Annotated in this window: 20 protein-coding genes; 4 read left to right on the top strand and 16 right to left on the bottom strand. The window is 66.4% G+C overall.

Annotation, left to right across the window (positions count from 1 at the left end):
• Window positions 1–104 precede the first annotated feature (104 nt).
• Window positions 105–2,102: an SPFH domain-containing protein gene (locus EDE12_RS08690; RefSeq protein WP_024879832.1), complete on the bottom strand. Its 1,998-nt coding sequence runs from the start codon at window positions 2,100–2,102 to the stop codon at window positions 105–107.
• Between the two features lie 353 nt (window positions 2,103–2,455).
• On the opposite strand from EDE12_RS08690, the gene gltX reads away from it, so the two are divergent.
• The 4 genes from gltX (at window position 2,456) to EDE12_RS08670 (ending at window position 8,203) form a co-directional block, all read left to right on the top strand.
• On the top strand, window positions 2,456–3,874 hold the full coding sequence (gene gltX, locus EDE12_RS08685) for a glutamate--tRNA ligase (protein WP_026598536.1): 1,419 nt from the start codon (window positions 2,456–2,458) through the stop codon (window positions 3,872–3,874).
• A gap of 350 nt (window positions 3,875–4,224) precedes the next feature.
• Complete coding sequence (gene gltA / locus EDE12_RS08680) at window positions 4,225–5,511, top strand: citrate synthase (protein WP_024879829.1); 1,287 nt, start codon at window positions 4,225–4,227, stop codon at window positions 5,509–5,511.
• Between the two features lie 119 nt (window positions 5,512–5,630).
• The gene (locus EDE12_RS08675) at window positions 5,631–6,275 is read left to right on the top strand and encodes a hypothetical protein (RefSeq protein ID WP_026598535.1); all 645 of its coding nucleotides are present in this window, start codon (window positions 5,631–5,633) and stop codon (window positions 6,273–6,275) included.
• Between the two features lie 410 nt (window positions 6,276–6,685).
• Window positions 6,686–8,203, top strand: a complete 1,518-nt coding sequence (locus EDE12_RS08670; protein WP_036290837.1) for a PAN domain-containing protein — start codon at window positions 6,686–6,688, stop codon at window positions 8,201–8,203.
• Window positions 8,204–8,416: 213 nt separating this feature from the next.
• Here EDE12_RS08670 and lpxB read toward each other — a convergent pair whose 3' ends face one another.
• The 15 genes from lpxB to EDE12_RS08595 form a co-directional block, all read right to left on the bottom strand.
• Window positions 8,417–9,559: a lipid-A-disaccharide synthase gene (gene lpxB / locus EDE12_RS08665; RefSeq protein ID WP_084768498.1), complete on the bottom strand. Its 1,143-nt coding sequence runs from the start codon at window positions 9,557–9,559 to the stop codon at window positions 8,417–8,419.
• 22 nt (window positions 9,560–9,581) lie between these two features.
• Complete coding sequence (gene lpxA / locus EDE12_RS08660) at window positions 9,582–10,397, bottom strand: acyl-ACP--UDP-N-acetylglucosamine O-acyltransferase (RefSeq protein ID WP_024879825.1); 816 nt, start codon at window positions 10,395–10,397, stop codon at window positions 9,582–9,584.
• Window positions 10,398–10,425: 28 nt separating this feature from the next.
• Window positions 10,426–10,887 (bottom strand): 3-hydroxyacyl-ACP dehydratase FabZ, encoded by a 462-nt coding sequence (fabZ, locus tag EDE12_RS08655; RefSeq protein WP_024879824.1) that lies wholly within the window; start codon window positions 10,885–10,887, stop codon window positions 10,426–10,428.
• 77 nt (window positions 10,888–10,964) lie between these two features.
• Window positions 10,965–12,008 carry a UDP-3-O-(3-hydroxymyristoyl)glucosamine N-acyltransferase gene (gene lpxD, locus EDE12_RS08650; RefSeq protein WP_026598533.1) on the bottom strand — a complete coding sequence of 348 codons (1,044 nt, stop codon included), beginning with the start codon at window positions 12,006–12,008 and terminating at the stop codon, window positions 10,965–10,967.
• Window positions 12,009–12,185: 177 nt separating this feature from the next.
• Complete coding sequence (gene bamA, locus EDE12_RS08645; protein WP_026598532.1) at window positions 12,186–14,675, bottom strand: outer membrane protein assembly factor BamA; 2,490 nt, start codon at window positions 14,673–14,675, stop codon at window positions 12,186–12,188.
• A 351-nt stretch (window positions 14,676–15,026) separates the two neighbouring features.
• Window positions 15,027–16,169, bottom strand: coding sequence for an RIP metalloprotease RseP (gene rseP, locus EDE12_RS08640; protein WP_026598531.1), 1,143 nt, complete (start codon window positions 16,167–16,169; stop codon window positions 15,027–15,029).
• 75 nt (window positions 16,170–16,244) lie between these two features.
• Window positions 16,245–17,489 carry a 1-deoxy-D-xylulose-5-phosphate reductoisomerase gene (gene dxr, locus EDE12_RS08635; protein WP_026598530.1) on the bottom strand — a complete coding sequence of 415 codons (1,245 nt, stop codon included), beginning with the start codon at window positions 17,487–17,489 and terminating at the stop codon, window positions 16,245–16,247.
• Window positions 17,490–17,499: 10 nt separating this feature from the next.
• Window positions 17,500–18,366, bottom strand: a complete 867-nt coding sequence (locus tag EDE12_RS08630; RefSeq protein WP_024879819.1) for a CDP-archaeol synthase — start codon at window positions 18,364–18,366, stop codon at window positions 17,500–17,502.
• Complete coding sequence (locus EDE12_RS08625; protein ID WP_026598529.1) at window positions 18,363–19,142, bottom strand: isoprenyl transferase; 780 nt, start codon at window positions 19,140–19,142, stop codon at window positions 18,363–18,365. Before EDE12_RS08625 ends, EDE12_RS08630 begins: the two co-directional genes overlap by 4 nt.
• A 73-nt stretch (window positions 19,143–19,215) precedes the next feature.
• Window positions 19,216–19,776 carry a ribosome recycling factor gene (gene frr, locus EDE12_RS08620; RefSeq protein ID WP_024879817.1) on the bottom strand — a complete coding sequence of 187 codons (561 nt, stop codon included), beginning with the start codon at window positions 19,774–19,776 and terminating at the stop codon, window positions 19,216–19,218.
• Between the two features lie 133 nt (window positions 19,777–19,909).
• Window positions 19,910–20,638, bottom strand: a complete 729-nt coding sequence (gene pyrH, locus EDE12_RS08615) for a UMP kinase (RefSeq protein WP_024879816.1) — start codon at window positions 20,636–20,638, stop codon at window positions 19,910–19,912.
• A gap of 95 nt (window positions 20,639–20,733) precedes the next feature.
• Window positions 20,734–22,017 carry a glycosyltransferase gene (locus tag EDE12_RS08610; protein WP_036290832.1) on the bottom strand — a complete coding sequence of 428 codons (1,284 nt, stop codon included), beginning with the start codon at window positions 22,015–22,017 and terminating at the stop codon, window positions 20,734–20,736.
• On the bottom strand, window positions 22,014–22,352 hold the full coding sequence (locus EDE12_RS08605; protein ID WP_026598527.1) for a hypothetical protein: 339 nt from the start codon (window positions 22,350–22,352) through the stop codon (window positions 22,014–22,016). The genes EDE12_RS08610 and EDE12_RS08605 overlap by 4 nt, the downstream gene beginning before the upstream one ends.
• A 66-nt stretch (window positions 22,353–22,418) precedes the next feature.
• A complete protein-coding gene (gene hpnA, locus EDE12_RS08600; protein ID WP_348625816.1) occupies window positions 22,419–23,459 on the bottom strand; it encodes a hopanoid-associated sugar epimerase in 1,041 nt (346 codons plus the stop codon).
• A 209-nt stretch (window positions 23,460–23,668) separates the two neighbouring features.
• Window positions 23,669–24,421: a CDP-alcohol phosphatidyltransferase family protein gene (locus EDE12_RS08595; RefSeq protein ID WP_036290830.1), complete on the bottom strand. Its 753-nt coding sequence runs from the start codon at window positions 24,419–24,421 to the stop codon at window positions 23,669–23,671.
• Window positions 24,422–24,711 lie beyond the last annotated feature (290 nt).

Below are 24,711 nucleotides of genomic sequence, written 5' to 3'. Positions count from 1 at the left end.
TGAAATCCTCTGTTGTTCAGGGTCCGCGAAGGCCCGGGAGAAACGGGCGGCGACGCCACGGCCGCCGCCCGCTCACGGTCTATACGCGAGCGCATTCCCCGATGTTACGCCGGGGGAAGCCCCTTTCGCGCCTCTCCCTTCTCGGCGACCAGCATGGCGAGCAGCATTTCGACGAGCCCGCCGCCATTGGCCCGGCCGTCGCCGCCGCCGACGACAATGCCGGGAACGAGCGGCAGCTTGCCATTCTCGATCGCCTCGGCGAAGCGCAGCAGCACGGTCGAGTTGAGCTGATACTCTGGCCCGCCATAGGCGGCGACCTGCTTTTCCGTCGCCTCCGCTTGGGCGAGGCCGACGGCCTTGATCTTCTCGGCGTCGGCAAAGCCGATGGCGCGAATGCGATCCGCCTCGCCCTGCCCTTCGACGCGGGCGCGCTCGGCGTTGGCTTTCGCCGTCACCTGGATCGTCTCCGCCTCCTGCCGCGTCTGCGCGAGGCGCGCCTTGCCTTCGTTCTCGCGCAATTGAATGGCGAGCGACGACGCCGTGATATTGGCCTGCTGCTCGGCGAGCGCCTGCTTCTCGCGCAGGCTGCGCTCCTGCGCCGCGGCGGCCTCCTGCAGCCGATAGGTCTCCACCTTCTCGACCGCGATCTGCCGCTCGCGCAGCTGCGCCAATATCGACTCGATCGCCGACGATCCGCGCTCCTTGTCGGCGCGCGGCGTGCCGATCAGCACCTCCTGCAGATCGAGACTATAGGCGGCGAATTTGGCGCGCATCTCCTCGCTGGAGCGGCTCTGAATGTCGCTGCGCTCCTGCAGCAATTGGATGAGCGTCTTGGTCTGGCCTATATTTTTGAAATAGGCCGAGACCATCGGATCGAGCGTCTGCTCGACGAGCCGCTTGACGTCGCCGAAGCGCTGCACCACCAGCGGCGCTTTCATATAGTCGATATGGACGACGACGGAGAGCGGCATCAAAGGCTCGAAAGCGTCCTTGGTGATGAGCGCGATCTCCGAGAGATTTTCGTCGAGACGATGCGGGCCGGTCGATTCGGCCGTCCATTTCAGGACGAAATTCGTCGTCGGCACGGCGATGACTTTTCCGGCGTAAGTGTTGAAGGCGTATTTGCCGGGCAGCAGCGGCTTGCTCCACACGCCACGACAGCCTGGCGCGACCAATTCGCCATGGCGATAATCGTCGCCCGAAATATCGACGCCGCTCGCGCCCGTATAGGACACGACGACGCCGACCGTGCCGACGTCGACGATCGTCTTCGAAACCAGTTCCACCGTCGCGAACAGGCGATTGACGTAATAGCTGCCGTCGACGAGCACCTGATGCTGACGCCCGCGAAAGCCGCCGGCGCGCAAAAAGGCTTCAGGATTCTGGAAATTATTGTGAAAGCACGGATCGGAGGCCTCGCCGCCGACGGAAGGCGCGATGATCTCGCCCTCGCGCAGCGCCGGACCGTCATGCACGGTGACGACGCCGAGCACGTCCTGCTCGTCCTTGATGACGATAGGCTCGAAGCCGTGGCGCGCGCCGATGATCGCCGCCGTGCGCGCGAACAGCTCATTGTCATTGGGCGACAGCGCCACCGCGTAATTGCGCGCCGCCGTCAGCACGACGAATTGCGCGAGATTGATGGCGTAGACGCCCTCGCGCAAAATCTTGCGCTGCGGCCCCTTCTGCCCGCCCTGCACGAGAAAGCCGCGCACATCCTCGAAATCGGAGGCTTTTTCATTCGACGCAAGCGTCTGCTCCGGCGCGAGCGCGGCGCCGTCGCGCGCATAGACATAGCCGATCTGTCCCTGCGGAATGGAGACCAGCGGCACGCGATGCACGCGATATTGGAAGGGCACGAAGAAATGAAAGCCGCCGCGCAACGCATCGGGCTGAAAGCCCGCCTCGCCTTTGAGCGCGATGAAGCCTTCGCTGACCGAGCCGCGAAAGCTCCACAGCTTCTCCAAAACGCCGAGCCGATCGTTCGGAATATAGCGAACGGCGCCGCCGACGAGCGCGAGAAGCAGCAGAAATCCGACCGCTCCGGCGACGAGAAGGCTCGTCTGCCAGAACGGCGTCAGAGGATAATCGAGGGGAAACATCTCATTTGCTCATGGTTGAGCGGAATGCGCGGTTCAAAGCCTTTTCTCCCAGGCGCATTCCGCCGGGAGCATGCGGCGCCGCGCCTTCGGCGCAGCCGCGGATCATGCGGCGCGAGATGTGGGGCGCGGGCGGAAGAGTTGCAAGGAGCATTGAAGGTCGCCGACAGGTGAAGGCGCTCTCAAATATTTGATATAGCCGAAGATAAAAATCGACATCGCCATCTTGCGAGCCCATTGCGCCATCAGTCGGACGCCGAGGCCAGGGAGCCTCCGTCCCCCCGCAGTTCCCCCCTGGCCCGCACCGTGCTAGACGGGCCTCCACTCTAAATTCTCAGGAATCGTCAGCCGCGCTCATGTCTCAGGTCGTCACGCGCTTCGCCCCCTCTCCCACCGGCTTCCTCCATATCGGCGGCGCGCGCACGGCGCTGTTCAATTGGCTCTACGCCAAGCGTCACGGCGGGCGCTTCCTGCTGCGCATTGAAGACACCGACCGCGAGCGCTCCACCCAGGGCGCCATAGACGCCATTCTCGACGGCATGCGCTGGCTGGGCCTCGATTGGGACGGCGACGTCACCTATCAATTCGCGCGCGCGCCGCGCCATCGCGAGATCGCCGAGGAGCTGCTCGCCAAGGGCAAGGCCTATCGCTGCTACGCCAGCGCGCAGGAGCTGGAGGAGATGCGCGAGAGGGCGCGCGCCGAGGGTCGTCCGCCGCGCTATGACGGACGCTGGCGTGATCGTGATCCGTCCGAGGCGCCGGCGGGCGTCGCGCCGGTCATTCGGCTGAAGACTCCGCAGGACGGCGAGACGGTCATAGAGGACGCCGTGCAGGGCCGCGTCGTGTTTCCGAACAAGGATATCGACGATTTCGTGCTGCTGCGCTCGGATGGCGCGCCGACCTATATGCTCGCCGTCGTCGTCGACGATCACGACATGGGCGTCACGCAGATCATCCGCGGCGACGATCACCTCACCAACGCCGCGCGGCAAAAGCACATCTATGAGGCGCTGGGGTGGGAGGCGCCCAAGCTCGCCCATATTCCGCTCATCCATGGGCCGGACGGCGCCAAGCTGTCGAAGCGCCATGGCGCGCTCGGCGTCGACGCCTATCGCGGCATGGGCTATCTGCCGACGGCGCTGCGGAACTATCTCCTGCGCCTCGGCTGGAGCCAGGGCGACCGCGAGTTCTTCACGACGCCGGAGATGATCGAGGCTTTCGATCTCGAGAGCATTCATCGCTCGCCGGCGCGCTTCGATTTCGTGAAGCTCGAGAATATGAACGGCCATTATCTGCGCAGCAGCGAGGATTCCGAGCTGCTCGAGGCGCTGATCGCAACGCTGCCCTATCTCGAGGGCGGCGCGGCGCTCGCCGCCAAGCTCGACGACAAGCGCAAGACGCAGCTCGCCGCGGCCATGCCCGGCCTCAAGGCGCGCGCCAAGACGCTCAATGAGCTGGTCGACGGATCGGGCTTCCTCTTCGCCGAGCGGCCGCTGACGCTGGACGCCAAGGCCGCCGCGCTGCTGTCGCCGGCGGCGAAGGCGCATCTCGCCGCGCTGACGGAAAAGCTCGCCGCGCTGGAGGAGTGGAGCGCCGCGGCGACCGAGAATATCGTGCGCGAGACGGCCGCGGCGCAGGGCGTCAAGCTCGGCGATCTGGCGCAGCCGCTTCGCGCCGCGCTCACCGGGCGCACCACCTCGCCCGGCATTTTCGACGTGCTGGCCATCCTCGGCAAGGAGGAGAGCCTCGGCCGACTGCGCGACCAGGCGGCGTAACTCGCTTGAACCGCAGGCGCGGGATGCTATAGTTTGTGCAACGCACAAGAGCTCCTCTGCTCGACCATATGCGCCGCATTGCCTCTCCCCGCCCGCTGCGCATGCGCCGCAACGGCGCGGCGACCGACGCAATTCCGCCGCCCATTCGCAGGAGGGTTTGAATTTAAAGCGATTTACGTTTGATCGAGCGGGCGCGGCGGCCCATGGGCGCAGGAGCGTCCGCGCTCGGACGTTTTCGCTGGCGAGGTCGAGCCGCGGGGGAAAGCGCGGCTCGGGCGTGGCGTAAAAAATGCTGCGGCGCTTCGCCGAAGCGCCGCGAAATTACACGGATAACGCGAGAAGGTGGGGCCATGACGAAAAAAGAAGCGTCCTTTCACACCGGCGAGAAAACCGTGAGCCTGCCGATCATGGAGGGCACGATCGGCCCCAGCGTCGCCGATATTCGTAAGCTCTACGGCGATACGGGCATGTTCACCTATGACCCGGGCTTCACCTCCACGGCGAGCTGCGAGTCGAAGATTACTTATATCGACGGCGATGAGGGCGTTCTCCTCTATCGCGGCTATCCGATCGACCAGCTCGCCGAGCACGGAGACTTTCTCGAGACCTGCTATCTGCTGCTCTATGGCGAGCTGCCGACGGCGACGCAAAAGGCCGATTTCGACTATCGCATCACGCGCCACACAATGGTGCATGAGCAGATGGCGCGCTTCTTCCAGGGCTTCCGCCGCGACGCGCATCCGATGGCGGTGATGGTGGCGTCGGTGGGCGCGCTCTCGGCGTTCTATCACGACTCGACGAATATCGCCGATCCGGTCGAGCGCATGGTCGCCTCGACGCGCATGATCGCGAAGCTGCCGACGCTCGCGGCCATGGCCTATAAATATTCGATCGGCCAGCCTTTCGTCTATCCGAAGAACGACCTCGACTATACGTCGAACTTCCTGCGTATGTGCTTCGCCGTTCCTTGCGAGGAATATAAGGTCAATCCGGTGATGTCGCGGGCGCTCGACCGCTTCTTCATGCTGCATGCCGATCACGAGCAGAACGCCTCCACCTCCACCGTGCGTCTCGCCGGCTCGTCCGGCGCCAATCCTTTCGCTTGCGTCGCGGCCGGCATCGCCTCGCTGTGGGGTCCGGCGCATGGCGGCGCCAACGAGGCGGTGCTGAAGATGCTCGCCGAGATCGGCACGCCGGACCGCATTCCGATCTATATCGCCAAGGCGAAGGACAAGAACGACCCGTTCCGCCTGATGGGCTTCGGCCATCGCGTCTACAAGAACTACGATCCGCGCGCCAAGATCATGCAGCGCACGACGCGCGAGGTGCTGGCCGAGCTCGGCGTGAAGGACGATCTGCTCGATGTGGCGATCGAGCTGGAGCGCATCGCTCTGCACGACGAATATTTCATCGAGAAGAAGCTCTATCCGAACATCGACTTCTATTCCGGCATCACGCTGAAGGCGATGGGCCTGCCGACCACAATGTTCACCGTGCTCTTCGCGGTGGCGCGCACGGTCGGCTGGATCGCGCAGTGGAAAGAGATGATCGAGGATCCGGGCTCCAAGATCGGCCGTCCGCGCCAGCTCTACACGGGCGAGAAGCAGCGCGACTATCTGCCCATGTCCAAGCGCTGATATCATCTACTCCGCGGCCTTCGCGTCCAGGATGCGAAGGCCGAAACGTCTTGTGCGCTCACGCACAGCTTTCCGGCTCCGCTCCCGCCATTGTCTCCTCACCAAACGAGGAGGCGGAAATGATCGAGACGGGGTCTTATGAATTGCTCTCTTTCGAGGAGGCGCGCCAGAAGCTGCGCTTCGATCGCGAGATCAGCCTCGGCCTCTTCGATCTCTCCACTTTCCGCATCGCCTATTGCGCGGGCGATTTCGCCTATGTCGGCGACATAGAGCTCTATCAATGGATGTGGTGCGACAAGATCGCGGGGCTCGTCGTCGATGGCGATATGACGATCGACGGCGATCTCATGGATAATTCCTTCGACGGCTCGGCGGCCTTCGTGCTGGCGCGCGGCAATCTCAGAGCGCGCACGGTCACGCTCGGCGGCGCCGAGGTGGTGGTGCGCGGCGATCTGCGCGTGGAAGGCGCGGTCTTCAACAGCTCGAGCGCCGGCCGCTGCGAGATCGGCGGCTCCCTCTATGCGAGCCATCTCGTCACCGACGATCATGCGACCGTCGTCGCCGGGCGCACGCCCGCGCTCTCTTTCGCGCTCGGCTATGTCGATCCCACGATGAGCGAGAAGCTGCGCGTCGCCGAGTCCTATCTCGACATATTGACGCCGGAGGCGGCGACGGAATTCGATGCGCGCAGCCGCGCGGGCTCGGAGATCGTCGTTCGCATCGTCTCCGCCATTCGCTCCGGCCGCGCCGTCCTGCGCGCGTGATCATCGAGCTGCCAGCCTCGGCTTTTCCGTAAGTTGCACGGGAGCGAGCGCGCGACTCGAAATTGACATGTTCGTCGCCGCCAATGGCGACGTTCGCCTCTCGATTCACGCAATCATTTTTCGCCCTGCGCGTGCTTTTCGTCGCTGCGTTTCAATCATCGATTTCAGCCCCGGCGAATCGCAGAATCGCATCTTGCGCGATTCGCCATGATCGGATCATTCGTCATGAGCGAAACGCCCCCGCCCCGCGCGCGGCAAAATCCCCCGTGTCCCAAGGGACCGGCCGTGAACTCCGTCGTCGCCGCCGCGACGACGGCGCATGATTTGGACGAGCGCTGCAAATCCGTATTAGAAACCGAACGTGATCGAACGACCGCGCAGCGGCCGAGAGCACGAAGCGGGAGACGACGATGGGGGCTGTGAACGATTTGGCGCGGCGCGAGGCGAGCGCCCCCGACGCGCGACGTTCATGGGACGAGGTCGAGGCGCAATATCGCGAGGAATGCGCGACGATGCTACGCGACGCGCGCCGGCATTACGAGCAGCGCGCCGCGCGTGAGCAGACGACGATCGACAATGTGCTCGCCGCTTTCGCCCGCGATTTCGACGCCTGGCTCGATCGCGAGCGGCGCGGAATTTCCACGCCCAAGCCGAACCTCTCCACACTGTTCGAGATCTGGCTAGAGCGCGGCGCGCGGCGGCTGGAGCCGCCCAGCCCGCCGAGCGAAAGCTCCGAAGCCGATGCGCGATCGCAGGAACTGGAGCAGCGCCTCGACGAAGGCGCCCGCCATATACAGGAATTGGAGCAGCGCCTCGCCGAGGCTCAACGACGCGCCGCGCAAAGGGCGGCGGAGACGGCGGCCGCTCTCGCCACCGCGCCTCCGGCGCCACGCCGCCGCGGGCGCGCCCTTCTCGTCACGGCGCTCGTCCTTTTCGCCGCCATCATCGGCGCGGCGCAATGGGCGCGGCAATCGGCGGCGACGCCGCCCGAGCTGCGCGCGGCGCTCGCGTATCTGGACGCATCCGCGAGCGAGCTGGAAGCGCGCGGCCGCACGGCACTCGGCGATCTCGCAGCGAGCCGGGCGCGCGAGGAGGCGCTCGCGGCGCTGCTGCGCGAGGACAAGTCCTATCTGATCGCGCGCGCGATCGCCGCCGATCCTGAGCTCGCGCGCGCCAAGATCGACGCGGTCGAGCGCTTTCCGATCGAACGGAATCGTTCGATCGATCAGAGTTCGCTCCAACGAAAGAATGCGAGAGAACCATCCGATCCAGCCGGCTCGGATGGTTCTCTAGCGCCGAGCAGCCCGGCGCCTGTCGCACGAGCGCCGTCCGAGCCGCCGGCGAAAGAGCCGATCGCCGCTTTGCCGCAAAATGCGCCGCAAGCCGAAGTCTCGGAAGCAGCAGCGCTCACGCCGGAGGAGGAGCCCGAGCGGCTTCCGTCCGCCGTCATCGGCCTGCAAAGGCCCGCCGCCTTTCGCGGCTTCGACAATCGCGACCTCGTGGGGCCGACGCTCGCCACTTTGCGCAAGCTCGATCAGCCCGCCTGCGTCGCCGCCTGCCGCGGCCGCGCCGATTGCCGGGCCTATTCCTTCGATCGCTGGAATCGCATCTGTCGCCTCAAATCCGCGGCCATCGCTTTCACACTCAATCCGCGCATGACCAGCAGCTTGCGCGAGGATATCCGCGTCCCGCGCGCGCCCTCCGGCGCGCTCGCCATGGAGCGCTACCCCTCCAAGGCCTTCCCCGGCGCCGGCTATAAGACGGCGTCCGTCGAAGGTCCCGAGGCCTGCGAGGCCGCCTGCCGCGAAGAAGACGCCTGCGTCGCTTTCACTTTCCGTCTCGACGAGAGCGCCTGTCATTTGTTCACGTCGACGGGAGAGTATTTTTCCAATGAGCTGGCCGACAGCGGCGGCAAGCGTCAGGAATAGCTCGAGACGGCGTTATTCGCTCCCGAAAGAGCAGGACGAGACGGTTACGACGAGGCTCTACTCGCGAACTTTGCGCGATCTATCCCAAATGGGGGATGCAGCGGCGGCGGAGCGGAGCTAATGCTCGAGCGTTGTTGCTGGTCGATACGTTTTACATATTGCGGGGAGGTCACGCGTCCGGAAGCGCGGCCTCCCCTATTTTATTTGCGCCGCTCAGCCGTGCGCCCGTCCGTCCATCCATGCGAGCACGCGCTCAGCGGCGCGCGCGCTCGGGCTGCGCCCATCCGCCAGCATACGCTCGCGCACGCGTGCAAGACCGCTCGATTGCGCCGCGCGCTCGGCGCCGCCGCGCAGAAGCGGCTCCAGCGCCGCCGCGAGCGCCATGGGCTCCGCGCCTTGCTGCAGAAATTCGGGAATGAGCCGCTCGCCGAGCACCAGATTGGGCAGCACGATGCTGTCGACGCTGATGAGCACGCGCAGCGGCCATTCGATCGGCGCGACCTTATAGGCGACGACCATGGGAACGCCGGCGAGCGCCAGCTCCAAGGTCGCCGCGCCCGAGGCGACCAGCGCCGCGCGCGCCCGGCGGAAAGCCGCCGGCTTCTCCTCCTGCGAAAGGAGCCGCGGCCGCAGCGGCCAGCCGGCGAGGCGCGCTTCGATTTCTTCCGCGACATGCGGCACGACGGGCAGGCCGACGTCCAGCGGCCCACAACGCGCGGCGAGCATCGCCAATGTTTCGCCGAAAGCCGGCATGAGCCGCGCGACCTCGGCGCGGCGCGAGCCCGGCAGGACGAGCAGCAGCGGCCTCTCCTCCTCCCGCGCCGCCAGCTCGGCGGCGGATGGCGTCAGCGCGTCGAGACAATCGAGCAGCGGATGACCGACATGGACGCAGGCCGGGCCGCCGAGCCGCAGATGCGCCGCCGGCTCGAAGGGCAGCACGGCCAGCACCTCGTCGATATAGGCGCGCATCGCCCGCGCCCGTCCCGGCCGCCAGGCCCAGACGGTCGGGCTCACATAATCGAGGATCGGCAGTTCCGGCCGCGCGCGCCGCACCCGCCGCGCGACGCGATGCGTGAAATCCGGCGCATCGATAAGGACGAGGCAATCGGGCTGCGCCTCCACGACCGCCCGCGCCGTTCGGTCTATGCGCTCGAGCAGCCTGGGCAGGAGGCGCAGCACAGGAACCAGGCCCATGACGGCGATATCGCCGAGCGGGAACAGGCTCGCGAGCCCTTCGCGCGCCATCGCCTCGCCGCCGACGCCGGAAAAGCGAATGTCCGGCTGCTGGGCGCGCAGCGCGCGCATCAGCAGCGCGCCGAGGAGATCGCCGGAGGCTTCCCCGGCGATGAGAAACACATGGCCGGGCCTTGCCACCGCCCTAGCCCCGCGCCGGGCGCGGCGCGCAGAGCGGCCGCTCCCGCTCGGCGCGCAGAAAGGCGATCAGCGACTCGACATCCTCGGCGCCGGCAAAATCCCGAGCGACGGTTTCGACGCGCTCGGCCAGCACCTCCGCGCCCGTCTCCTGCGGGAACAAACGGCGAAACGCCTGGCGCAGAAGAGCGAGGCGGGCGTCGGAAAAGCCGCGCCGGCGCAGGCCGACGAGATTGAGGCCGAACAAATGCGCGCGATTGCCGCCCGCGAGGCCGAAGGGAATAAGATCGCCCTCGAGGCCCGAGAGGCCGGCGACGAAACTATGCGCGCCGATGCGCACGCGCTGATGCACGACCGTCGCGCCGCCGATCGCCGCATGATCGCCGATGCGGACATGGCCGCCGAGCAGCACATTATTGGAGAGCGCGACGCCATCGCCGATCGCGCAATCATGGCCGACATGGGAATAGGCGAGAAAGGCGCAATCGTCGCCGATGCGCGTCTCGCCGCCGCCCGCTGGCGTTCCGGCGTTGATGGTGACGCCCTCGCGCGCGAGGCAGCCGCGGCCGATGACGAGCGCCCCCGGCAGGCCGCGGGATTTCAAATCCTGCGCGGCGGCGCCGAGCGCGGCGAAAGGATGGATTTCCGCATCCGGTCCGATGCGCGTGCGCCCCGCCAAAACCACATGCGAGAGGAGGCGCGCCCCGGCGCCGAGCTCGACCTCGCCGCCGATATGGCAGAATGGCCCGATGACGACGCCCTCGCCGAGGCGCGCGCCGGCCTCGACGACAGCGGAAGGATGGATGCGCGCGCTCGATGTCATGAGGCCCATCCGGGCGATGCGGCGGCGCTCAGGCGCCGATCATCACGCTCAGCTCCGCCTCGCAGACCAGCGCGCCATCCACCAGCGCCCGGCAGGCGTACCAATAAATGTTGCGCTTGCGGGCCTTTTTGACGACATGGAACTCGAGACGGTCGCCGGGCGTCACCGGACGGCGAAATTTCGCTTTGTCGATCGTCGTGAAGAAGACCTTGCGAGTCGAGCCCTTCGGCTGCATGCGAGCAGCGATGGCGCCCGCCGTCTGCGCCATGGCCTCCACCATCAGCACGCCCGGAAACACCGGATTCTCGGGGAAATGGCCCTGAAACTGAGGCTCGTTGAAAGTGACGTTCTTCAGTCCGACGCCGCTCTCGTCGCCGCGAATATCGATGATGCGATCGACGAGCAGAAAAGGATAACGGTGCGGCAGCAGCTCCAAAATCTGATGGACGCCGAGGGTTTCCGGCGCGTCGGCCGTTGTTTCTTCACTCATTTTCTTTTCTCCCCTCCGGGTCCGGGCGTCTCTCTCCCGCCGGCCCGTCTCTCATTCCTCCGGCGTCTGGCGCCGGTTTACCTCGCCTCGCGGCGGGATTGACGATCGAGCAGAAGCTCGCCACGCAAATGGCGCCGCACGGGACGCGCCGGCGCGCCGCTCCAGCGCGCGCCGGCCGGCACATCGCGGGTCACGCCGGATTTGGCGGCGATCTGCGCGCCCTCGCCGATGGTGATATGGCCGCCGATCGCCGATTGGCCGCCCAGGGCGACGAAGTCGCCGAGCTCGCAGGAGCCGGCAAGTCCCGATTGCGCGACGATGACGCAGTCGCGGCCGATCACCACGTTGTGGCCGATCTGGACCAGATTGTCGATCTTCGTCCCTTCCCCGATGATTGTGTCGCGCGTCGCGCCGCGGTCGATCGTCGTATTGGCGCCGATCTCCACATCGTCCTGCACGATGACGCGGCCGATCTGCGGCGCCTTCACATGGCCCTCCGGCGAAAGCGCGAAGCCGAAGCCATCCTGGCCGAGCCGCGCCCCCGGATGAAGGATGACGCGGTCGCCGATGAGCGCGCAAATGACGCTGACATTGGCGCCGATGGAGCAGTCGCGCCCAATGCGCACATCTGGTCCGATCACCGCCAGCGGGCCGATCACGCTGCCCGAGCCGATCTCCGCGCGCGGGCCGATGACGGCGCCGGGGTCGACCGAGACCCCCGGCTCCAGCCGCGCCGTCGGGTGGATGATCGCGCCGGGCGAGACGCCGCTCGCCGAGAATAGCGACTGCGGCCGCAGCGAATCTGGAAACAGCCGCGCCATGACTCTCGCCATGGCTTTGTGCGGCTCGGACGTCACCAGCGGAATGACGCCGCTCGGCAGCGAGTCGAGATCGCGCGCGCGCAACAGGCAGGCGGTGGCGCGGCAGAGACGCAGCGCCGACGCATAGCGTCTGCGATCATAGAAGGCGAGCTCGCCCGGCCGCGCCAGATCGAGCGGCGCGACGCCGACGATGATTTCCTGCACGCCCGATCCGGCCTCGTGAAGGCGCGCGCCGGCGATCTCGGCGACCTCCACCGGCGTCAGCGGCCGGTCGAGGCGGAAAAACCCAGCGGCGCCCATGCCACGCTCCTCCCCGTCGCGCCCGGCCGCGGCCGGGACGAAAAACGCAAGGAGAGCGCCGGCCGGCCCGAAGCCATTGCGGCGCCCTCGACGAAAACGATCCCCGAGCGGCGGGTCTCGCCGCTCGGGGATCGCAAATTCTAGTCGCTGTGTGGCGGCGGCGCCAGCGCGTCGCTTTTAGAAATTGGTGCCGCCCGAGAAGCGGAAGCGCTGCGTGATGTCGCCATAGGCCTTGGACAGCACCACCGCATAGTCGAAGCGGATCGGCCCGAGCGGCGATTGCCACAGCGCCGAGGCGCCGACCGAGGAGCGGATCTGCGCCTTGTCACCCGAGACGACGATGCAAGAGCCCTGGCCATAGGTGGGGGCAGTGTAGGGATAGACGCAGGGCAGGTTGGCGACGCCATACAAAGAATCGCTGAAGTTGGTCTGGCCTTTGTAGCCCCACAGCGTGCCGGCGTCGGCGAACAGCGCGCCGCGCAGGCCGATGTCCTTCGGCAGCCCCCAGATCGGGAACTGCACCTCGAGCGAGCCGCCGATATAATTGCTGCCGCCGAGCGAGTTGCCGCGCGAGCTGGTCCAGTTGGAAATGTCGCGCGGGCCGAGGCCGCCGGGCGCGAAGCCGCGCACCAACGTCGGGCCGAGATTGAAATTGTCCATCACCCGCATCTTATAGTCGCCGAGTGCGAACATATTGCCGCCCTGCACGCGCGCGATGCCGACCACATCGTCCACGAAAGGAATCTCGTGAAAGTAGCGCAAATCGCCGGTCGTGCGCACATAGCGGCTGTCCCCGCCGAGCCCGGCGACATCCTGCGAGAGCTGCGAGTGAATGCCGTTCTTCGGATTACGGAAGTTATCCAGCGAATTAAATGACAGCGTGTAGCCGACGAGCGAGGTCAGACGCGTTCCCACCGATTCCTTGATGGCCAGCGAGGCCTCGCCATTGGATTGGCAATTGTAGAGAACGTTGAGATCGGCCTGCGTCGGCGCGTAGATATAACCATATCCAGGCGTATATCCCGGCAGCGGCGTCTGACAGTCGTTGTAGGGCCGGTTGCTGTCGTTGGGGATGGAGATCGTCGTGGTGTAGATCGAATAGCGCGGCGAGAGGCTGATCTCCTCGGTGATCGGAATGCCGAATCGCAACGTGCCGCCGATCGAGGTGGTCGAATAGTAGGAGTAGTTATAAGCGTCCGACTTCTTTGCGAAGAGATCGAAGCCCGCCGAGAAGCGCTGATCGAGGAAGTAGGGCTCGGTGAAGCTGAAGGATACGCCGCGCGCGCGCTGGCCGGCCTGCACCGAGAGGCGCGTCGCCTGGCCGCGGCCGAGGAAGTTGCTCTCCGACACAGAGACTTCGCCGATGAAGCCTTCCGTCGTCGAATAGCCGCCCGACACGCCGAAATTGCCGGTCGCCTGATCCTCGACGTCCACATTCACGATCACGCGATCGGCCGCCGAGCCAGGCTCATTGGTGACGCGGACCTTCTTGAAGAAGCCGAGGCCGTTGAGGCGGCGTTCGGCGCGATCGACCAGTACGCGATTATACGCGTCGCCCTCGCCGATCTCGAACTCGCGGCGAATGACGTAATCGCGCGTGCGCGTGTTGCCGCGAATATTGATGCGCTCGATATAGACGCGCGGACCCTCGTCGACGACGAAGCGGATCGCCACCGTCTGAGCGGCGGGATTGCGCTCGCCGCGCGGGCGCGCCTGCGAGAAGGCGTAGCCCTTCTTGGCGATCTCGCGCGTCAGCGATTCGACCGTCTTCTCCACCGCGTCGCCATTATAGACGTCGCCGGGCGAGAGACGCAGATAGGGCTGCAGAGAAGCCGGATCGATATCGGGCAGATGCGATTCGACGTCGACATTGGAGACGCGATACTGCGGCCCCTCCTCGACGACGACCGTGATGACATAGCCGCCCTGGGCCGGATCGAACACGGCGTCGGAGCTGACGACATGGAAGTCGGCGTAACCATTCTTCAGATAGAAGCGGCGCACCAATTCGAGGTCGGAGGCGATGCGGTCGGGGTCGTAGACGTCGCTCGTCTTGATGAACGACAGGAAGTTCATCTCCGTCGTTTCCATCAGATCGACGAGCCGCCCGGTCGAGTAGACGGTGTTGCCGACGAATTTGATGTCCTTGACGCCGGTCTTGTCGCCCTCCTCCACCGTGAACACCACATCGATGCGGCCATTGGGCAGCTGCACGGTGCGATAGGTGATCTTGGCGGCGGCGCGGCCCGAGCGCTTGTAGATCTCGAGCAGGCGCGCAATGTCCTGCTGCACGACGGTCTGATTGAAGGAGCCATGCGCGCGCGTGCGCACTTCCGAGGTCAGCGTGTCGGTCTTGACCTTGCTGTTGCCCTCGAAGACGACGCGATTGATGAGATTGGTCTCCGACACGTGGATGACCACGCGTCCCTTCTCGTGGGTGGCGCTCACATTGGCGAAGCGGCCGCTGTTGCGCAGCGCTTCGAGCCCTTTCTCGACCTCCTCCGGGCTGGTGCCGGAGAAATAGGAGCGGATCACGTCGGAATCGCCGCGGGCGTTGCCGACGACGACGATATCCTGAGCAAAGGAAGGAAGAGAGAAGCCGAGGACCGCCGATACCACGGCTGCCAAGAGATAGGAACGATTCCGAAAAGCCTCGATGGACCGCATTGTCAATCCTAAGTCCTCGTCGCGCCGTCGCCCGCCGAAAGCGGCGCGGCTCACGAACTGGGACAACGCACGCACGCTACCGCACGCCGTCCGATCCGATGTTCACCTTCTACAAGGTTTACCGTTTACTGCAAATGCCGAACGCCACGAGTTTCCCCGTTTTGCCCGGCCCGTTGCCGCGAAGCCACTTTTTATGGTCAGCGTCGCGTTAACGTCGGGAACCCGCGGCGCAGGCCGCGAGTCCCATGAGCGATCCTCCCCAGAATGATGGCGAAAAGCGGTCATAACCGCCGGTCTCGACCAATTCGCCCCGAATTTCAGTGGGGAGAAAAGGACGAGACACGAAGCTGGTCAGTCGACCCCTGCGCCGGTGAAGCGGCGCAGCAACCTGGCGAGGTCATTATAGGTGGAGAACACCATCAAGGTGCACACCATGGCGAGCCCGACTCGGAACGCGTATTCTTGCGTACGTTCCGCGAGCGCGCGGCCGCGCGCGGCCTCGATCAGATAAAAGAGCAGATGTCCGCCGTCGAGGAGCGGCACCGGCGCAAGATTGAGCAGGCCGATCGAGATCGACAGGATCGCGATGAGATTGAACAGCGGGCCGACGCCCACTTTGTCGATCGCCTTGGCCATTTGGCCGGAGACCTGCGCAATGCCGATCGGGCCGGACAATTGGTCGGTCGCCTCGCGGCCGACGACGAGGCCGCCGAGATAGGAGGCGGTCCGCCCGATGATCGTCCAGGTCTCATTGACCGCGAGGACGAAGGACTGGCCGATGTCGAAGCGCTCCTCGCGCTGGTCGGCGGGGTCCGAGCTCGCCTGCAGGCCGATCATGCCGATCTTGGTCTTGCCGAGCGCGGTCTCGATCTCCCGCAATTGCGGGGTCGCCTGCAGCGACACATCCTCGCCGGCGCGGCGGACGACGATGCTGAGCGGCTTGCCGGTGGAGGCGGAGACGATCTCCTGCATCTTGCCGAAACTGTCGATCGGCTCGCCGTCTATGGTGAGGACGAGATCGCCCTTCTGGAAGCCGGCCTGCTCGGCGGCGCCGCCCGCCTGCACGGCGGCGACCTTGGGCAGCAGCACATTGCGGCCGAAGGAGGCGTAGAGAAGCGTGAAGATGACGATCGCCAGCACGAAATTGGCGAGCGGCCCGGCGACCACGATCGCGGCGCGCTTCCACACCGGCTGGCCGAAGAAAGTGACTTTGCGCTCCTCCTCCGGCATGGCTTCGATGCGCTCGGGATCGGGCACGCTGGCGCCATTGGCGTCGCCGTGGAACTTCACATAGCCGCCGAGTGGAATCGCCGCCACGCGCCAGCGCGTGCCATAGCGATCGTGGAAGGCCCAGAGCTCTGGCCCGAAGCCGATCGAGAAAGCGTCGATCTTGACCCCGCACCAGCGGCCGACGAGGAAATGGCCGAGCTCGTGGAAGAAGACCACCATCGTCAGCACGAAGACGAAGGGGACGACATAGATGAGGATCGTCATGAGCAAGTCCAGCAAAGCGATACTCCTGGCAAACGCTACTCACCAAGAGTCCGCCACGCGGCCTCGCCCTCTTGGTTACTGAAGCGTTAACATGCCCGAAGCCTGGTTCATCGCCAAGGCGCCGCGCGATCTTTCTCTCACAATATGGTCAATATCGAGGGCGTCCTCAACGGTGGAGGGCTCACGCGCCGTGCCGTCCTTGAGCGCGGCCTCCAGCGCTTTCTCGACCTCGCGGGCGATACCAGCGAAGCCGATGCGGCCGGAAAGGAAAGCCTCGACCGCTATCTCATTGGCGGCGTTGAGCACCGTGGGCAGGCCCCCGCCCTCGCGCAGCGCGTCGAGCGCGAGGCCGAGCGCCGGAAAACGCCCGAGATCGGGCTTCTCGAAAGTGAGCGCGCCGAGGGCGACGAGATCGAGCCGCGGCGCAGGCGTCTCGATTCGCTCGGGATAGGCGAGGCAATGAGCGATCGGCACGCGCATGTCCGGGCGGGCGAGCCCGGCCGTGACCGAGCCGTCGGAAAAGCTGACGAGCCCATGCACGATGGATTGCGGATGCACGATGACGTCGAGCTTTTCCGCCGGCACGGCGAAAATATGATGCGCCTCGATCAGCTCGAGGCCTTTGTTCATCAGGCTCGCCGAATCGATCGTGTTCTTCGGCCCCATCGCCCAATTGGGATGATTGAGCGCCTGCTCCACCGTCGCGGCCTCGATCGCTTCCCTGGTCCAGGTGCGGAACGGGCCGCCGGAGGCGGTGATGGTCATTTTCTCGATTCGCGAGACGTCCTCGCCGCCGAGCGCCTGGAAAATGGCGTTGTGCTCGCTGTCGATGGGCAGCAGCCTGGCCTTTTTGTCATGCGCCGTGCGCATGAAGGGCGCGCCGGCGCAAACGAGGCACTCCTTATTGGCGAGGGCGACGACGCGGCCGAGCGTGAGCGCCGCATGGGTCGGCTCGACGCCGGCGGCGCCGACGATGGCCGAGACCACGAGATCGGCCTCGCGCGTCGCGGCCTCGATCACGGCCTCGCGTCCGGCGGCGACCTGAATATTGGTGCCGGAGAGCGCCTCTTTCAGCGCCGCATAGGCGTCCTCGTCGCGGATGGCGACGAATTCGGCCTTCAACGCCAGCGCGGTCCGCGCCAGGGCGGCATGGTCGCGCCCGCCGGCGATCGCCGCGACGGAATAGCCTTCCGGGTCGCGCATCAGCAGATCGACGGTGGAGCGCCCGATCGACCCGGTCGCGCCGAGCAGCGCGATTCGCTTCGGCGGCCGCCCGCGCGACCGTGTCCCGAGCTGCTCCGATCCTGTCCCTGTCGTCATGTGACGCCGCCTACCAGATGAAAATGCCGGCGGCCAGGGACTCCTGACCGCGCAAACCGCCGAGCATGGCCGCGAAGGCGCTGGCGAAGATGAAGCCGTCGACGCGATCCATCACGCCGCCATGGCCGGGGATGAGCCGGCTCGAATCCTTCACGCCGAAACGGCGCTTGATCCAGGATTCGAAAAGATCCCCCGCCTGCGCCAGCGCCGCCGCGACAATGCCGACGAAAAACAACGGCAGGGTCGCCGCCGCGCTCCAGCGGCTGAGATAGACGACGCCGACTCCGGCGAGCGCGCCGCTGGCGAGGCCGACCAGCGTTCCCGACCAGGTCTTGCCGGGCGAGACGCGCGGCCACAGCTTCGGCCCGCCGATCAGCCTTCCGCCGAAATAGGCCATCACATCGGTGCCCCAGACGACGGCGAACAGCCAGGCGATGGAGATGGCGCCGAAATCCGGAGAATGGCGCAGCACATTGGTGGAAACGATCAGCGAGCCGGCGTAGAGCAGCCCGGCCGGAGCCCACAGCCTGCGCCCTGGCCCCGCCAGCATCGAGAGAATCGCCGAGAAGAAGACGAGCGAGGCCAACGCGGCCGGGCCGGCTCCATGGGCGGCGAAGGCCGTCGCTCCGGCGAGCGAGGCGCCGCCGAGCGCGAAGCGCGCGAGCGCCATCTTGCCGCCGACGATGCTCTGCCACTCCCAGGAGACGGCGAAGCCGGCGAGCAGCCAGAACAGCGCGAAGGCGTCGCCGCCAACATAGAGCGCGACAACCGCGGTCGCGATCAGCGCCGCCGCCGAGCCGATGCGGGGGCCGAGATCGGAGAATTGCCCGCCCTTCGCGCCGGCTTTGGCGGCGGGCGGCTCGGAAGGCTCGCTCATGAAGCGGTCTTCGCTCTGCGATCGACCGGCGCAAGGCCGCCGAACCGCCGATCGCGCTGCGCATATTCGTCGATCGCCGCCTCGAAATCCGCCCGGCTGAAGTCCGGCCAATGGACGGGCACGAACAGCAATTCCGCATAGGCGGCCTGCCACAGCATGAAATTGGACAGGCGCTGCTCGCCGCTGGTGCGGATGATGAGGTCTGGATCGGGCATGTCCGCCGTGTCGAGGCGACGGGCGATTGCCTCGGCGTCTATGTCCTGCGGGCGCAGCCGGCCGGCCGCGACCTCCTCGGCGAGCGCGCGCGCCGCCGCGGCGATCTCCTGCCGCGCGCCATAATTGAAGGCGACGACGAGGGTGAGGCCGGTGTTGGCGGCGGTCGTCTGCTCGGCCTCGCGCAAGAGCGCGGCGATCTCGGCCGCGAGATCCTCGCGCGCGCCGATGACCTTCACGCGGACATTATTGCCCTGCAGCTCGGCGAGATCATTGCGGATGAAGCGATGCAGCAGCGCGAGCAGGCTCTGCACCTCCTCGGGCGGACGCGACCAATTTTCCACAGAAAAGGAATAGACCGTCAGATAATCCACTCCGAGCTCGATCGCCGCGCGCACTGTCTTGCGCAGGGCGTCGACGCCACGCCTGTGACCCTCGAATCGCGGCAGGCCTCGCGCGGCCGCCCAGCGACCGTTGCCGTCCATGATCAAAGCGACATGACGCGGCGCGGATCTCGGCGCCAAGGCCGGCGCTCCCAGCTCCAATATTCCACCGTCTCCCATTTTTTTTGTTCCGCGCCATACTCGAGAGCTCGAGCCGGACCGGCCGGCGTCTCGTGAAAATCGAAAAGACAAATCAAACTTGCATGATCTCTTTTTCTTTTTGCGCGAGAATGGTGTCGATCTCGCGCACCGACTCGTCGGTCGCCTTCTGCGCCTCGGCCTCGTGACGCTTGGCGTCATCCTCGGGCAGAGCGTGGTCTTTCAGCAGCTTTTTCAATGTGTCGAGGCCGTCGCGGCGCACATGCCGGACGGAGACGCGCGCATCCTCGGCATATTTATGCGCGATCTTGACCAGCTCCTTGCGGCGCTGCTCGTTGAGCTCGGGCGTGCGAATGCGCAGCACCTGACCCTCGATCGTCGGCGAGAGGCCGAGATTCGAATCGCGAATCGCCTTGTCGACGGCGCCGACGAGGCCCTTGTCCCACACCTGCACGGCCAGCATGCGCGATTCCGGCACGCTGATCGTCGCCACCTGGTTGAGCGGCGTCGCCTGGCCATAGGCCTCGACGTGAATCGGCTCCAGCAGGCTCGCCGAAGCGCGTCCGGTGCGAAGCCCGCCGAGCTCGTGCTTGAGGGTCGCCAGCGCGCCCTGCATGCGGCGTTTCAGTTCGGGCAGATCGAAAGTCTGAGCCATAGGAAACTTTGCCTATTCGTGAAGTTCTGTCGGTTCGAACGAGCGGGCCGCGCCGGCTCAGGGGTCGGAGCGTTTCATAGAACATAATCCGCCGAGGCGGAAATCACCGGCCGCATTCCGAGCGCGTCGTCCTCTAAGGAACGACATGGGTGGCCCGCCCTCGTCCTTCCAGCACCGCGCGGATCGCGCCCGCCTCGGCGATGGAGAAGACGATTATGGGAATCTTGTTCTCGCGAGCAAGAGCGAAGGCGGCGGTGTCCATCACGGCGAGGTTTTTGGCGATGGCCTCGTCATGGGTCAGCTGCTCATAGCGCCGCGCCGAAGGGTCGCGCTTGGGATCGGCGGTATAGACGCCATCGACCTGAGTCGCCTTCAGCACGGCGTCAGCCGAGAGCTCTGCGGCGCGCACCACGGCGGGGGTGTCGGTGGTGAAGAAAGGCAGGCCCGTGCCGCCGGCGGCGATGACGACGCGGCCCTTGGCGAGATGATGCAGCGCCGCGCGCCGCGAATAGGATTCGAGGAGCGAGGGCATGGGCACGGCCGAGAGCGCGCGCGCCTGGCGGCCCTGCGCCTCTATCGCCTGCTCGAGCGCGAGCCCGTTCATCACCGTCGCCAGCATGCCGATCGAATCGGCGCGGGCGCGCTCTATCCCCTTGTCGGCGCCTTGAATGCCGCGAAAGAAATTGCCGCCGCCGACGACGACCGCGATCTGCGCGCCGAGCGCGGCGGAAGCGGCGAGATCCTTGGCGATGCGCTCCAATGTCGGCGCATGCAGCCCGTGCGGGGCGTCGCCCATCAGCGCCTCGCCCGAGAGCTTGACGACGACCCGCTTCCATTTCGGCGGGCTCGAAGGGTCCGTCATCGACGCCTCTCTTTCGCTGGTGGGCCTTTGTTCGACCTTAATAGGAAACCGCCGCCGCTCCGGCAAGGCGCGCCGCGCCGCGGGAGCGGCGGCGCTCACAAAGCGCGGAGGAATTCGTCGATCGTCTCGAAAAAAGAAGCCGCATCGCGGCGCGGGAATCCCTTGATTCGACGCGAGGCCGCGGCGCGGCGCGGAGAATCGGGGGCGCTATAGTCGAGAATGGCGTCGCGCCAGCCGAGACCGTCGAGCGGATCGATATAATCGAGCGTATCGTCGGCGATCTCGCGAAACGTCTCTATGTCAGAGGCGATGATCGGCGCGCCGCAAGCGGCGGCCTCGGCGATGGGCAGGCCGAATCCTTCCGCGAAAGAGGGCGCGAGCGCGGCCCTCGCGCCGGCGAGCAGCGCCCGCAAGGCCGGCGTCGACAGGCCGGAGACCTCGATCACATGCGGCCGCAGCGCCGTGCAGCGCTCCAGCATGTCGAGCACATTCTCATTGTGCCAGCCGCGCTTGCCGACGAGGACGAGCTTGGGCGTCGCCTCCCCGTCGCGCTCGGCGAGCTCGCGCCAGACATTGAGCAGCAGCATGTGATTCTTGCGCGGCTCGATCGTCCCGCAGAGCACGAAATAAGTCTTATCAGCGAGGCGCGAATCGACGGCCGCCTTCGTCTCGAAGGCGGGAGCGACCGGCAGTCCGGCGAGGCAGATCGGCAGATCGGCCCTGCCCTGGCCGCGTGCGAAATCGGCGACGCGGCGCCCGACCGCCTGCGAGCCGACGACGACGCCCGCCGCAAGCCGCGAGATATTGCCCATGGCGACGCGATGCTTGTCGCGCTCCGCCGGGCGAAAAAGCTCCGGCGCCTCGAGCGGCAGCAGATCATGCACGAAGAACACGGGCTTCACGTCCGGCCGGGACTCGAGCCAGCGCAAATGCCAATTCTTGTCGACCGGGAACTGGCTGGCGTTCACATAGATGGCGTCCCTCGGCGCTTCGGAGGGGGGCCGGCCAAGGCGAAAGGCCCAGCGGCGCATGGCGCGCCAGTTTTCCGGGACGACGCCCCATCCGCGCCGCCGAATCCGCGCCGCACTGAGCTGGCCGGAAGGCGCTTCGCCGAGCGCCGCGACGAGCCGCTCGAACACCGCGTCCTCGCGCGGATCGAGAAACTCGTTCCAATAGGTCTCTATGTCGGTGAGCGTCTGCAGCGCCTCTTTCGCGGAGGCGAGCCGCGGCCCCAGCGCCGCAGTGGCCAGCGCAACGCTGTCGCCGGCGGCGAGAAAATGCCGCGCCAGCGCGAAATCGACCCGATCTATCCCATTGGGCGTCGGATTGAGCGCGCGCGTGACGAGTCGCGTGACGTCATAGATCACGGGCCGCGTCATTTGCGGCACCGCTCGCCCCGCTCGCGGCATCGCCAATGGTCGATGATGTCGTTGGATTCCCGAATCACGCGCTCGCTCTCCTTGGCGAGACATTCGCGATAATGGAACACCGAGGCGATATAGGCCTGGACCTCTGCCCCACAGGCCTCCGCCGGCTGGCCGGGCATGAAGACGCAGGGGGGCGACCCCGGCTGCACGCAGAGATTGAAGCCAGGAGCCGCCTGCGGGAAAGCCGCCTCGGGAAATAAGAGCGCCGCCGCCGATGCAGCGAGACGCATGAGGAACAGCAGGCGCCGTCCCGCTCCGCGCGCGGGCGGACGCCGATCGATGATCATCCGACGCTCGTCATGAAAACTGCCACGCGCGGAGAATTGCCCCGTCGCGCGGCCGCGCGCAAGCGCCTATTCGCCGGGCGCTCCACCCGGCGCGCGGCGGGCGCCGGACGGCGCCTCGCGCGTCTCGGCGGCGCGCGCGCCGAACCATTCGACCGCATCGGCGAGCGCATGGCGATAGGGACGCGAACGATAGCCGAGCTCGCGGCGCGCCTTCGAATCGTCGAAGAACATGGTCGTCGCCGAAAGGCGCAGGCTCTCGACATTGAGGAAAGGCTCACGGCCTGTGAGGCGCGCCAACGCCTCATTGGCGTGAGCGAGCGGCAGCAGCGGCCAGCGCGGCAGACGCATGCGCGGCGGACGGCCGCCGATGAGAGTCGCCACCTCGGCGAGCAGCTCGGAGAGCTCCACATTCTCGCCGCCGAGAATATAGCGCTCGCCGATTCGCCCCTGGCGCAGAGCGGCGAGATGGCCGACGGCGACATCGGCGACATGCACCACGGCGAGGCCGGTGTCGACATAGGCCGGCATATTGCCGCGCATCGCCTCGAGGACGATGCGGCCGGTCGGCGTCGGGCGGACGTCGCCTGGGCCGAGCGGCGCGGAGGGATTTACTATAATGGCCGGCAGCTGCAGCCGCTCCACCATATCCTCGACGAGCCGCTCAGATAGGAGCTTGCTGCGCTTATAAGCGCCGAGCCGGTCGCAGACCGCGAGCCGACGCGTCTCGTCGCAGAGGCCGGAGGCGTCGGGCGCGAGCGTCGCGACGCTGCTCGTATGAACGATTCGCTCGACGCCGGCGCGTAGAGCCTCCTCCATGACGATGCGCGTTCCGTCGAGATTGGTGCGCATGACGACGCGGGGATCGGGCGCCCAGAGGCGATAGTCGGCGGCGACATGGAAGAGATAGCGCACGCCCGTGAGCGCGGCGCGCAGGCTCTCGCGGTCGGTCACATCGCCTTCGAAAATCTCATATTGCGGGCGGAGATTGGCGCGCGGGCTGGTCGGCCGGACGAAAGCGCGCACGCGAAAGCCCTGCTCGTGCAGCAGGGCGGCGACGGCCCCTCCGATGAAACCGCTCGCGCCGGTGACGAGGGCGATATCACGCATGTCGCTCGTCATAGCCAAAACGTCGATAGGCTCCATTGCGCCGGCGCCGGAGGCGCCGCTCTCACGACGCATTTGGGGCGCGAGTCCGCCAAAGCAAGCCCCGCCGCAAGCTCTCGCTCGCGCCGCAGGTCGTCACCCCGGCAAAGGTCGTCGCCTTGGAAAATCTGATGCGCCGTCAAAACCGAGCCTGCCGTCCTGTTCCGTCGCCTTTAGCCGGCCGAGGCGCTGGGAAGCTCGCGCGCGGGCTCGGCCGCAGCCGGCTCGGCCGCGGAGCGGCGCGTCGGCAGGCGGTGGATGGTCGCCGATTCATGGTCGTCGTCGCGGTCCATTCGCGACAGATCCTGACGCACCATCAGGACGAAGAGCGCAAAAGCGATGGCCGACATCGTTCCGATGGTCACGTCGAGGACGGAGAAGCGCCACAGCTGCGCCTCCACCACCTGCGGGCCGAGCCAGCAGGCGAAGATGCTCCAGGCCGCGACCAGAATACGAAACTCCGTCGCGCCCATGCCGCCATAGGACAGGCGATGCACGCCGGCCGTCGCCACGCGCAGATAGGTGTAGGAGCTCATCAGCAGATAGAGCGAGAGCACGAACAGCGCCGACGGAAGCGTGAAATAGGGTGAGACGCCAAGGCCGACCACGATCAGGCTCTGCGCGATCAGATCGCTCGAATGATCGAGCAGGAAGCCATAGCGCGGACGCTCGATCCCGCGGTAGCGGGCCAGAGTGCCGTCGAGCGAATCGCCGAACCAGTTCAGGAACAGGCCGGCCACCACCAGTATGAGGAAACCGGCCGACCAATGGGTGAGCGCGAAGCCCGCCGCAGTCATCGCCGCGCCGACCAGCCCGGCCGCCGTCAGATGATCCGGCGTGGTCCAGGCGGGGAGTCGCGGTGCCAGCGCCTGCAGCACGTGGCGCTCGCCCCTCGCCAAAAGGCTCGTGTTCAATCGGTTCGCCAAGAAACCCCCTCGAAAACCAAGCCCGCCCTCGCAGCCCATAGCGCCGGTGACACAGTCTCACCCGGGGCCGCGCGTCTTATTGCATCGCAATATCGTCAACCGTCAGCTTGCCCGCGGCGGGCCTTCGCGTCAATCGCTATCACCGCGCCTCGGGCCGAATTTCAGACGGTCCAGTAATGGCTTCGCGCGTAAGTGGTCACTTCACCGCAGCGCCGACCGCCGCGCCCTGAATCGCCGGCTGCGTCAGCATGGAAACGAGCTGGAACGCCTTGGCGATCTCGGTCACAGGC

This window comes from Methylosinus sp. sav-2, from assembly GCF_004366495.1.
Lineage (GTDB): Bacteria > Pseudomonadota > Alphaproteobacteria > Rhizobiales > Beijerinckiaceae > Methylosinus.
Note: the sequence above shows the minus strand (reverse complement) of the source record. Positions and strands in the feature narration are given on the sequence as shown.